This is a genomic window from Lichenibacterium ramalinae, from assembly GCF_004137085.1.
Lineage (GTDB): Bacteria > Pseudomonadota > Alphaproteobacteria > Rhizobiales > Beijerinckiaceae > Lichenihabitans > Lichenihabitans ramalinae.
This window is the reverse complement of the sequence record NZ_QYBC01000001.1, coordinates 76,134-87,398: the sequence shown is the minus strand read 5'-3', so window position 1 is coordinate 87,398 and position 11,265 is coordinate 76,134. Positions and strand designations below refer to the sequence as shown.

9 protein-coding genes are annotated in these 11,265 nt (G+C 71.3%); 6 read left to right on the top strand and 3 right to left on the bottom strand.

Annotation, left to right across the window (positions count from 1 at the left end):
• The first annotated feature begins 99 nt into the window (after positions 1 to 99).
• Positions 100 to 1,116 carry an LLM class flavin-dependent oxidoreductase gene (locus tag D3272_RS00400; RefSeq protein WP_129217097.1) on the top strand — a complete coding sequence of 339 codons (1,017 nt, stop codon included), beginning with the start codon at positions 100 to 102 and terminating at the stop codon, positions 1,114 to 1,116.
• A gap of 63 nt (positions 1,117 to 1,179) precedes the next feature.
• On the opposite strand, the gene D3272_RS00395 is transcribed toward D3272_RS00400, so the two are convergent.
• Positions 1,180 to 1,842, bottom strand: coding sequence for a TetR/AcrR family transcriptional regulator (locus D3272_RS00395; protein WP_245496299.1), 663 nt, complete (start codon positions 1,840 to 1,842; stop codon positions 1,180 to 1,182).
• A 236-nt stretch (positions 1,843 to 2,078) separates the two neighbouring features.
• Here D3272_RS00395 and D3272_RS00390 point away from each other — a divergent pair, with 236 nt between their 5' ends.
• The 5 genes from D3272_RS00390 (at position 2,079) to D3272_RS00370 (ending at position 6,645) form a co-directional block, all read left to right on the top strand.
• Positions 2,079 to 3,389, top strand: a complete 1,311-nt coding sequence (locus D3272_RS00390; protein WP_129217096.1) for an HlyD family secretion protein — start codon at positions 2,079 to 2,081, stop codon at positions 3,387 to 3,389.
• A 13-nt stretch (positions 3,390 to 3,402) separates the two neighbouring features.
• Positions 3,403 to 4,977, top strand: coding sequence for a DHA2 family efflux MFS transporter permease subunit (locus tag D3272_RS00385; RefSeq protein WP_129217095.1), 1,575 nt, complete (start codon positions 3,403 to 3,405; stop codon positions 4,975 to 4,977).
• A gap of 165 nt (positions 4,978 to 5,142) precedes the next feature.
• The gene (locus D3272_RS00380; RefSeq protein ID WP_129217094.1) at positions 5,143 to 5,349 is read left to right on the top strand and encodes a hypothetical protein; all 207 of its coding nucleotides are present in this window, start codon (positions 5,143 to 5,145) and stop codon (positions 5,347 to 5,349) included.
• A 168-nt stretch (positions 5,350 to 5,517) separates the two neighbouring features.
• The gene (locus tag D3272_RS00375; RefSeq protein WP_129217093.1) at positions 5,518 to 5,967 is read left to right on the top strand and encodes an RrF2 family transcriptional regulator; all 450 of its coding nucleotides are present in this window, start codon (positions 5,518 to 5,520) and stop codon (positions 5,965 to 5,967) included.
• A gap of 30 nt (positions 5,968 to 5,997) precedes the next feature.
• Positions 5,998 to 6,645 carry a DUF1684 domain-containing protein gene (locus D3272_RS00370; protein ID WP_129217092.1) on the top strand — a complete coding sequence of 216 codons (648 nt, stop codon included), beginning with the start codon at positions 5,998 to 6,000 and terminating at the stop codon, positions 6,643 to 6,645.
• Between the two features lie 525 nt (positions 6,646 to 7,170).
• Here the strand turns inward: D3272_RS00370 and D3272_RS00365 are convergent.
• The gene (locus tag D3272_RS00365) at positions 7,171 to 7,398 is read right to left on the bottom strand and encodes a hypothetical protein (RefSeq protein ID WP_129217091.1); all 228 of its coding nucleotides are present in this window, start codon (positions 7,396 to 7,398) and stop codon (positions 7,171 to 7,173) included.
• Between the two features lie 269 nt (positions 7,399 to 7,667).
• Positions 7,668 to 11,075 (bottom strand): acyl-[ACP]--phospholipid O-acyltransferase, encoded by a 3,408-nt coding sequence (locus D3272_RS00360; protein WP_129217090.1) that lies wholly within the window; start codon positions 11,073 to 11,075, stop codon positions 7,668 to 7,670.
• Between the last annotated feature and the right edge of the window lie 190 nt (positions 11,076 to 11,265).

Genomic DNA, 11,265 nt, shown 5'->3' with positions numbered 1-11,265 from the left:
GTCGATGCCTCGCCCCCGGTTGAACGCACCCCGGGTGCATCCCCATCTCGGCGGTGAGGGACGGGCTGCCCGGGCCCGCCGCCACCTTCGGGATGCGCCATGATACCCTTCTCCGTCCTCGACCTCTGCCCCGTGCCGGACGGCTCGGATGCCGGCCAGGCCCTGCGCAACACGCGCGACCTCGCCGGGCTCGCCGAAAGCCTCGGCTACCGGCGCTACTGGCTCGCCGAACACCACAACATGACCGGCATCGCCTCGGCGGCGACGGCCGTGGTGGCGGGCTTCGTCGCCGAAGGCACCCGCACCATCCGGGTCGGTTCGGGCGGCGTGATGCTGCCCAACCATTCGCCCCTGGTGATCGCCGAACAGTTCGGCACGCTGGCGGCGCTCTATCCGGGCCGCATCGACCTCGGCCTCGGCCGGGCGCCGGGCTCGGACGGCCTCACCGCCCGGGCGCTGCGGCGCGGCCTCGCCGATGCCGACGACTTCCCGCGCGACGTCCTGGAGCTGCAGCATTACTTCGCGCCGTCCGAGCCCGGCCAGCGCATCCAGGCGGTGCCGGGCGCGGGGCTCGACGTGCCGCTGTACATCCTGGGCTCCAGCACCTACGGCGGCCAACTCGCGGCCGCGCTCGGCGTGCCCCACGCCTTCGCGTCGCATTTCGCCCCGGCGCAGATGCGCGAATCGGCGGCGGTCTACCGGCAGCAGTTCCAGCCGTCGGAGCGCTGGCCCAAGCCCCACATGATGTTCTGCCTGAACGTCACGGCGGCCGACACCGACGCCGAAGCGCGCCACCTCTTCACCTCCGTCGAGCAGCAGTTCATCAACCTGCGCCTCGGCACGCCCGGCAAGCTGCCGGCGCCCCTGCCGGACCGCCACCACCGCTGGGGCGCCCGCGAGCAGATGGTGCTGCAGAGCGCCCTGTCCGAAGCCATCGTCGGCTCGCGCGAGACGGTGCGGCGGGGGCTCGAGGCCTTCGTGGCCGAGCACCGGCCCGACGAGATCCTGGTCACCGCCATGATCCACGATCATGCGGCGCGGCGGCGCTCCTTCGAGATCGTCGCCGAGGTGCGCGACGCCATGGCGGCGTCGGCGCCCATCTCGAACGCCGCCTGACGGGGTTTCCGGGCGCCGGCGCCTTCAGCGCGCCGGCGCATCGTATCGAGGTCGCCGGCGCCTTCAGCGCGCCGGCGCGTAGGCCCGCAGCATCAGGTCGACGGCGCGGCGGACATGGCCGGCCCGCTCCGCGGCGGTCGGCAGCGGCCCGACGCCGAGCAGGACCTTGAGGAAGATGTCGCCCTTGCAGGTGTCGAAGAACTGCTGGGCGGCCAGCACCGTGTCGGGGATGGCGAGACGGCCCGCCGCCACCTGCCGGTCCAGGTAGCGGGCCAGCCGCCGGCGTCCCGTCTGGGGCCCGGCCTCGTAATAGGCGCGGCCGATCTCGGGGAACTTCGGCGCCACCGCCATCACGGTCCTGAGGTGGGCGAGCGAATCCGGCCGCAGCACGAGGTCGATGAAGCGCGAGCCGATGGCCTGGAGGGCCGCGTCGACGTCGGGGCCGTCGTCGTCGAAGTGGCAGAGCTGTTCGGCCTGGGCCTGCTTCTCGTCCCGCAGCAGCGCGGCGAACAATTCCTCCTTACTGGCGAAGTAGACGTAGAGCGTGCCCTTCGACACGCCGGCCGCGCGCGACACCTCGTTCATGCTGGCGCCGTCGAAGCCCAGCGCCAGAAAGACGCGGCGGGCGCCGTCGATGATCTGCCGGCGCTTGGCGCTGTCCTGCCGCGCCGGCGCCGCGGCATCGTCGGGCTCCAGGGCGGCATGCGACGAAAGCGATGAAGTCAAGCGCTGCTCCTCGGGTCGGCGGCCGCGGGGACGGGGCGCCCGACCATGGTCCCGCAAGGCCGCCTCCCGCGCAAGGCGCCGGGCCGGACGAGGCTGGGGACGGCGACCGAACCGTTCGGTCAGGACTTGATTGGGGGTCGGCTTCGCGTTAGTCAACCGCTGACCGAACGGTTCAGTCATATCCGTCGGTCATGCTGGGGGCCGCGCCGACTCCGGGCCGCGCGATGGGGACGACGATGGCCGATACGCAGACGACGACGACCGCCGCGACCGGGACCGGAACGGGCGAGGGCACGGTCGCGCTGCGGGCCGCCACGGCGCCGTCGCAGCCCCGCACCGGCGAGATCCTGCCGCCGGCCGCCGGGATCGCGGCGCCGCGGCGCCGGAAGAAGCGCGTGGTGCTGCCGCTTCTCCTGGTCGCCGGCCTCGGCGGCGGCGGCTACGAGGGCTATCGCTACTTCGTCGAGGGCCGCTTCCTGGTGTCGACCGACGACGCCTACGTGAAGGCCGACATGTCGACCATCGCCGCCAAGGTGGCGGGCTATGTCACGCTCGTGCCGGTGGTGGACAACACCGTGGTCACCAAGGGGCAGGTCCTGGCCCGCATCGACGACGGCGACTATCGCAACGCCGTGGACGCCGCCCAGGCGCGCATCGACACGCAGGACGCCACCGTCGCCCGCATCGGCCGGCAGGTGGCGGCCGGCGCCGCCGCGGTCGACCAGGCGGGGGCCATGCTGCAGTCCGCCAGGGCCGACGCGACGCGCCTCGCCGCCGAGTTCGCCCGCGCCGAAAGCCTGATGCATTCGTCCTACGGTACGCAGCAGCGCCTCGACCAGGCGCGCGCCGACCGCGACCGGGCCGACGCCGCCGTCGCCAATGCCCAGGCCGCCGTCACGTCGGCGGAAGCCGCCATCGACGTGCTGAAGGCGCAGCGCGTGGAGGCCGAGAAGGTCCGCGCCGAACTCGTCACGACGCTCGCCCGCGCCGACCGCGACCTCGGCTTCACCACGGTCCGGGCGCCGTTCGACGGCGTGGTGGGCAACAAGTCGGTGCAGCCCGGGCAATACGTGCAGACCGGCGGCCGCCTGCTGTCGCTCGTCCCGCTCGACAGCGCCTATGTCGAGGCCAACTTCAAGGAGACCCAGGTGGCGCGGCTGAAGCCCGGCCAGCGCGTCGTCATCAAGCCCGACGCCTACGGCGAGCGGGAGGTGATGGGCACGGTGGAAAGCATCGCGCCGGCGTCGGGGGCGGAATTCTCCATGCTGCCGCCCGAGAACGCCACCGGCAACTTCACCAAGATCGTCCAGCGCCTGCCCGTCCGCATCGCCGTGCCGGCCGAGGTGGCCCGCGAGGGCATCCTGCGGCCCGGCCTGTCGGTCGAGGTCGCCGTGCAGACGCGCGATCCGGGCGAGCCGGCCCCGACCATCGCCGGGGCGGTGGCGCCCCTCGTCGACCGCGTCACCCGCACGGTGCGGGACGCCGCCGCCTCGCTCGGGCTCGTCGCCGCCGAGGCATCGCCGCCCCGGCACACCGCCGCGCGCTGACGGGCGCCGCGCCATGGCCGCCCCAACCTCCGCGGCGGCGCCCTCCGCCCCGGCCGCCACCGACACGCGCCGCCTCGTCACCTTCGTGGCCATGGTCTTCGGCATGTTCATGGCGATCCTCGACATCCAGATCGTGTCGGCGTCGCTGTCGGAGATCCAGGCCGGCCTGTCGGCCTCGTCCGACGAGGTCGCCTGGGTGCAGACCAGCTACCTCATCGCCGAGGTCATCATGATCCCGCTGAGCGGGATCCTGTCGCGCGCCTTCTCGACCCGCTACCTGTTCTTCGCCAGCTGCGCGGGCTTCACCGCCATGAGCTTCATGTGCTCGACGGCGACGACGATCGGCCAGATGATCGTCTACCGCGCCCTGCAGGGCTTCGTCGGCGGCGCCATGATCCCGACGGTCTTCGCCGCCTCCTACACGATCTTCCCGCGCGAGAAGCAGCCCATCGTGGGCCCGCTCATCGGCCTCGTGGCGACGCTGGCCCCCACCATCGGCCCGACGGTCGGCGGCTACCTCACCGACCTCTTCTCCTGGCACTGGCTGTTCCTCGTCAACGTCGGGCCCGGCATCGTCGTGTCGCTGATGGCCTGGTTCCTGATCGACTTCGACGAGCCCGACCTGTCGCTGCTGGAGCGCTTCGACTGGTGGGGCCTGCTCGGCATGGCGGGGTTCCTCGGCGGCATGGAATACGTGCTGGAGGAGGGGCCGCAGAAGGACTGGTTCTCCGAAGAGCTCGTGCTGGTCTGCTTCGTGGTCTCGGTGCTGGGCGCCGCCCTGTTCTTCTGGCGGGCCTTCACGGCGCGCCAGCCGATCGTCGACCTCAGCGCCTTCCAGAACCGCAACTTCGCCTTCGGTTCGGTCTTCTCCTTCGTGATGGGGATCGGCCTCTACGGCCTGACCTACGTGTACCCGATCTACCTGTCGCGGGTGCGGGGATACGATTCGCTGCAGATCGGCGAAACCATGTTCGTGTCCGGCCTGTGCATGTTCGTCGCCGCCCCGGTCGTGGGCCGGCTCATGGGCAAGGTCGACCCGCGGCTGCTGATCGCGCTCGGTTTCGCCGGCTTCGCGCTCGGCACCTGGCTGGCCTCCGGCATCACGAAGGACTGGGACTTCTGGGAACTGCTGGTGCCCCAGATGCTGCGCGGCTTCTCGCTGATGACCGCCATGGTGCCGATCAACAACGTGGCGCTCGGCACGCTGCCGCCGGCCCGGCTCAAGAACGCCTCCGGCCTCTACAACCTCACTCGCAACCTCGGCGGCGCGGTGGGCCTCGCCTGCATCAACACGCTGATCAACGACCGCTGGGACCTGCACCTGCAGCGCCTGCACGAGAGCGTCGCCTGGGGACACGAGCAGGCCGAGGCGACGCTGGCGGCGCTGACCCAGGCCTATGCGGCCTACGGGTCGGGCGCCGCCGCGGCAGCCACCAAGAAGCTCGCCCAGATCGTGCGCGGCCAGGCGCTGGTGATGTCGCTCGGCGACGTGTTCCTCGCCCTGACGCTGCTGTTCCTGGCCCTGGTGGCGGTGACGCCGCTGATGAGCCGGCCCGGCCGGGCCGGCGCGGGCGCCGACGCCCACTGAGGTGATCACTCCGGCCGGCCCTGCGCGGCGTCGGGGCCGGCGGCGTGCCGCCGTTGGCTCCCGCCACGGCGGAGCGCGGGCTCGGCCGACTCGACGGCCATCGTGGCACGGTTCATGCTGAACTTTGCCGCCAGCCCCTGGCTGGCTCCCGCGATGGAGGATGTCATGACGGTCGACATGCTGGCTGCCACCTTCTTCTGGCCCGAGGGCACGCTGCTCGGGGCGCAACATCCCGAAAACGCCACCGATGGCGCCGCCCCGCAGACCGCGTTTCCGGACGACGACGCGCCGGAGCGCGATGGCTTCTGGGCCGGCGTGATGCGCCACCTTTGGCGTCCGGCCCCGGCACCCTCGGCGGCGGGCCCGCGTTAGAAGAGGGTCGCCGGTCTCCGACATCGCCTCGCCGAGGCCGATGATGCTCTCGCGTGGAGCAGGCGCTTCCGCGCGCGGCATCGCATCGCTATATCAAGGCGACAATCGCCGGCGCGGCGATCCGCCGGACCGTCGTCGGCGCGGTCGCGCCGCGACCCGCGGATCGTGATGCTGACCAACAAGGGCAAATACGGCCTCAAGGCCCTGGTGCATCTCGCCGGCCTGCCGCCGGACGCGACGGCGCAGTCGATGGAGATCGCCACCGCCGAAGCCATCCCGAAGAAGTTCCTCGACGCCATCCTGGGCGACCTGCGCAATGCTGGCCTCGTCGTGGCACGCAAGGGCAAGAACGGCGGCTACCGCCTGTCGCGCCCGCCGTCCGAGATCATGGCGGGCGCCGCCATCCGGGCGCTCGACGGGCCGCTGGCGCCGATCGGCTGCGCCAGCCGCACGCGCTACCGGCCCTGCGACGATTGCGGCGACGTGGAAAGCTGCTCGGTGCGGCTGTTGATGACCGAGGTGCGCGACCTGTCGGCCAAGCTGCTCGACGGAACCTCGATCGCCGAGATGCGCGGTCGCGCCGCGGCCGTCGTCGAGCACTACACCTATCACATCTGACCGCGTCGGCGCGGCGCGAAGGGGACGGCGATGGCGGATTGGGATGCGGCGGGCGGCTACCCGGCGCTGTGGGACTGGCGGCGGCGCGTGTCCGACCTCTACGGCGCCGTGCGGGCCGAACCCGACCCGCGCCGGGCCTGGGCGCTGTGGCGGGAGGCGCGCGACGGGCTGTTCCGCCACCATTCCCAGTCTCCGCTGCAGCCCGAAGCCCGTCGCGGCTTCGCGGGGCTGCCGTTCTTCGATTACGACCCGGCCCTGCGCTTCGCCGTCGCCATCGACCCGCTGGAGGCCGAGCCCGTCTCCGCCGAAGCGGGACGGGACGGCGCACTGTCGTTGAAACCGTTCGGGCGGACGCGGGGGCTCGCCGAAGCGTTCGGCGCCGAACTCACCCTGTTCTGGGTGGCGGGCTACGGCGGCGGCGTGTTCCTGCCTTTCGCCGACGCCACCGCGGGCGACGAAACCTACGGCGGCGGCCGTTACCTCCTCGACACGATCAAGGGCGCCGATCTTGGTTCGGACTTGGGTCCGGACGCTGAAGGCCGGGCGGTGCTCGACTTCAATTTCAGCTACAACCCGTCCTGCTCCTACTCGCCGGCCTGGGTGTGCCCGCTGTCGCCGCCCGCGAACCGGCTGCGCGTCCCCGTGCGGGCGGGCGAGAAGGCGCCGCGGCTGGGGTGAAGCCTGGCTGTCGGGGGTCGCGGAGCCGGCCCGCCCCGATGGCGGCACCGACGAAAATAGCCCCGTGAAGGGGCTTGCGGATTTCGCAGTGCAGCGTAGATTCGATCTCGCGCCTTCGGGCGCATGCCCTTCTTGGGCGTTTCCTCCCTAGACTCGAGGCCGCCTCCAGGGCGGTCTTTTTTTGTCTGGAGCTTCACTTCGCATGAGCGCCCGCTCACTGCAAGGCAGCCATGCGATTTGTAATGTTCGGTTTTCGTCGAATGTTAACGATCTCGCGCGAGGTCCTGCCCGTGTCGCCCGTGGGGGCGTCCGCGCGATCTCGTTTCATCCGAGCCGCCACAAGGCTCCCGGCCCGGTCCCGCCCTTGAGCACCCGCCTGCTCTTCGCTGGGAGCGGAGGTCGCCCCGATGCGCTCAGTGAGCCAGGCAGCGACAGCGTCGCAGGCTTGGAGTGCGACAAACCCGGAATAAAGAGGACCGGCGCCCGGAGGCACCGGTCCGATTGGCTCAGGCGGTCGGCCTGCGATCACATGCCGTTGCGCATCATGTGATGCATGCGGTGCCGCATGCGCTCGTGCCGCATCATGCGATGCATTTCATGACGCATTCTCTCGTGACGCATCATGCGATGCATGTCGTGGCGCATCTGCATGTGGTGGAGACGACGGTCGACCGCGTCGGCCTGGGCGGGGACGGCAGCCGCGCCGAGGGTGGCGGCGAGGACGCAGCCAACGATGAGGGCCTTGATCTTCATGTGTCGTTTCCCTGTGCCGATCGCCTTCTCGGGAGAGAAGTTCGTGACCGGCTGCATGCAGCTACGGTAGCGGAGATGAACGCCTGCGAAAGGGATGGGGTTGGCGCCGATGTTTCAGCGCTTCGTCCGAGCTGAGCCGACGTCCCTACGCTGGCCGTCTGCCGCTCCCTCCACCGGTCGCACGGTCCCGCGCAACGACGTACGCCTGGTCATGGCCCGGACCTCGTAGGCGATGGCGAGGCTTCCGGGGCCATGCTGGCGCAGGCCCGTCACCCCACGGCGGGCTCCGGCTGCTTGGCTTCGGCGCGCTCCCGCACCATGCGCCCCACGGCCGGGTGGTCGAGCTTGCCGGAGCCGAGCAGCGGCAGGGCCTCGACCACCACCACGTCGGACGGCATGGCGACGTCGGCCACGCCGCGGTCGCGGGCATAGGCGGCGAAGGCCTGGCGCGTCGCGTCCTTCTTCTCCGTCACCAGGACGATGCGCTCGCCCTTGCGGGGGTCGGGCAGGGTCGTCATGGCGGTGCCGCTGTCGGGCCACAGGTCGGCCGCCACGGCTTCCAGCGCCGCCAGCGACACCATCTCGCCGGCGATCTTGGCGAAGCGCTTGGCGCGGCCCTTGATCGACACGAAGCCTTCGGCGTCGATCGCCACGATGTCGCCCGTGTCGTGCCAGCCGCCGGGCGGCGGCTCGAGCGCGCCGAGGTCGCCGCCCCGCACGTAGCCCAGCATGACGTTGGGGCCGCGCACGCTCAACCGGCCGCCGTCCTCGACGCCCTCGACGGGCGCGAGGCGGTGCTCGATGTCGGGCAGGAAGCGGCCCACCGTGCCGAAGCGGTTGAACATCGGCGTGTTGACGGCCAGCACCGGCCCGGTCTCGGTGATGCCGTAGCCTTCGAGGATGCGCAGCCCGAACTTCTCCAGGTATACCTTGCGCGTCGCCTCCTTCACGGCCTCGGCCCCCGCCACCACGAGCCGCAGCGAGCGGAAGTCGTAGGCGTTGGACGAGCGCGCGTAGCCGGCCAGGAAGGTGTCGGTGCCGAAGATCGCGGTCGCGTTGATGGAATAGACCAGCTCCGGCACGATCCTGTAGTGCAGCGGCGACGGGTACAGGTAGACCGGCACGCCCGACACCAGCGGCAGCACCAGCCCGGCCATCAGCCCGAAGGCGTGGAACATCGGCAGCACCTGGAAGATCTTGTCGGCGCGGCCGAAGTCGATGCGCGCCGCCACCTGAGCGACGTTGGCGAGGAGGTTGCGGTGGCTCACCACCACGCCCTTCGGCGCCCCCTCGCTGCCCGACGTGAACAGGATGGCGGCGGGGTCGTCCGGCCCGCGCCGGACCAGCGGCTCGCGATAGCCCAGCAGGCCGCGCAGCTTGTCGGCCGCCGTCACGGTGGCGCGCACGTCCTCGAGGTAGACGAGCTTGACGCCCTCCGCCATGGCGGCGGCGAGCTTGTCGAGCTTGGCCTTGGCGATGAAGGCCCGCGACGTCAGCACCGTGTCGACGCCCGCCGCCCGGCAGGCCGCCATGACGTTGGCGATCCCCGACGTGAAGTTGATCATGGCGGGCACGCGACCGGCCGATTGCAGCGCCAGCACCGTGATGGCCGTGCCGGCCGCGGTCGGCAGCATGACGCCGACCGCCTGGCCGACCGGCGCCAGCGGCATGAGCTTGGCGCCCAGCACCCGCAGGCCGATGGCCACGCGCTTGTAGGTCAGCGGGCCCGCCACGGGATCTTCGAGGGCGACGCGCTTCCAGCCGTGCTCGTCGCCGGCCGCGATCGTGGCCTCCACGATCGTGCGGTCGACGCGCGACGTGCGGAAGGCCGCGTCCGACATCACGTCGTAGAGGGCGGCGCCGGCGGCCTGGCGCCGTTTCTTGCCGAAGAGCCCGTCGGGCACGTGGACGCGGCGCGGCTCCAGCACCTTCGCGGTGACCTTGGGCAGCATGCGGGGCCGCGTCTGCCATTCCGTCAGGTAGGAGAAGGGCGTGCGCTCCAGCCCCTCGATCCACACCGGCACGACGGGCACGCCGGTCCTGTCGGCGATGAGGCCGGCGCCGTCGTAGACCTTCATCAGGCTGCCGGTGCGGGTGATGCGCCCCTCGGGAAAGATCACCAGCGTTTCGCCCGACCGCACGGCATTGATGAGCGCCCGCGTCGCCATGGGCTTCGAGGGGTCGATGGGCAGGGCGTTGGTGAGCCGCAGGAAGGGCTTCACCCACCAGCGCGTCGCGATCGTGGCGTCGATGGCGAAGACCGGGTCCCGGTCGAGCAGCGACAGGGCGAGGCCGGCGTCGAGCAGGCTGACGTGGTTCAGCGCCACGATGGGGTTCGGGCCGGCCTTGGCGACGTGGTCGAGGCCCGTGACGTCGAGCCGGTAGAAGCAGCGCAGGATGACCGACAGCAGGTCGCGGAAGGCGCTGGTCGGCAACGTGTGGAAGATCCACCAGGCCGCCAGCAGGTTGGCGACGCCGAGCAGGGCGAAGAGTTCCGGCGTCGTGAGGCCGCTGGCCTGCAGGGCGGCGGTGGCGATGGCGCCCGCCACCATGAAGCCGGCCGACAGGATGTTGACGGCTCCGATGTTGCGCGCCCGGTCCTCGGTGGTGCTCCAAACCTGCACGGCGGTGAAGACCGGCACGATGAACAGGCCGCCCGAGACCGCGATGCCGAAGAGGTCGATGGCGGCGTGGAGCCCGTCCCGCCGCGCCACGAGGTCGAGCGCGCCGAGCGTCGCGGCGCTGAGGAAATGGCCCGAGCCCCAGGCGAGGTCGAGCGAGAAGAGGCCGAGCAGCACGGAGGCGAGGGCGGTCGGCAGCAGGACCACGCGCCCCGCCGACAGCCAGGAGGCGATGCCCGACCCCACCGCGATGCCGATGGAGAAGATGGCCAGCGCCGCCGTCATGGCGCCCTCGCTGCCGTGCAGGTCGGCCTTGACGAGGATCGGCAGCAGCGTCAGCGCCACCGCGCCGGTGAGCCAGAACCAGCTCACGAAGAGGCCGCAGGACCACAGGCGCCGGTCGGCATGGAGGTGGCGGACCAACTGCCCCGTGGAGCGGAAGACGTTGGGGTCGACGGCGAGGTCGTGGTCGCCCTCGCCGGTGGCGGGGATCAGCAGGCTCGTCCCCCAGCACAGCACCGCGAAGGCCGAGACCGCGATGCCGTAGGCCACGGCGTGGCCGTCCGCCGCCGCCCAGCCGCCCGCGATCGTGCCGAGCAGGATGGCGATGAAGGTGCCGCCCTCGACGAGCGCGTTGCCGGTGGGCAGCTCCTCCTGGCGCAGCTGGTCGGGCAGCATGCCGTATTTCACCGGGCTGAACAGGGCCGCGACGGTGGAAAACAGCACCAGGGCGGTGAAGAGCAGCGGCAGCGACACCAACACGAAGCCCAGCACCGAGAACAGCGCCGCCGCGATCTCGGCGAGCTTCAGCCGCTGCGCGACCTTGGCCTTGTCGTAGCGGTCGGCCCATTGGCCGCCGAGGCCCGACAGGATGAGGGGCGGCGCCACGAACAGCGCCGACGCCACCGTCACCAGCATGGGCGCCGAGGCCTTGTCGGCCTTGAACAGGATCAGGAACACCAGGGCGTTCTTGAGGACGTTGTCGTTGAAGGCCGAGAAGAACTGACACCAGAACAAAGGTGCGAAGCGTCGCGACGTCATCAGCGATCGGAACATGACGGTCTTATCCCCCCGGGTCGACGGCGGACACCCTCTTAGCCGTGAATCCGCCGCCTGACGACCGACAAGATGGCGGATGCCCGGGACGGCAACGGGCCGGAGGTGGGGACGGGCGCCCCGGCGGCGCAAACGGGGCGCCCATTCGCGCCCGGAGGTGGTAAGAGGCTTGGCCCCGCGGCGGGCCCAC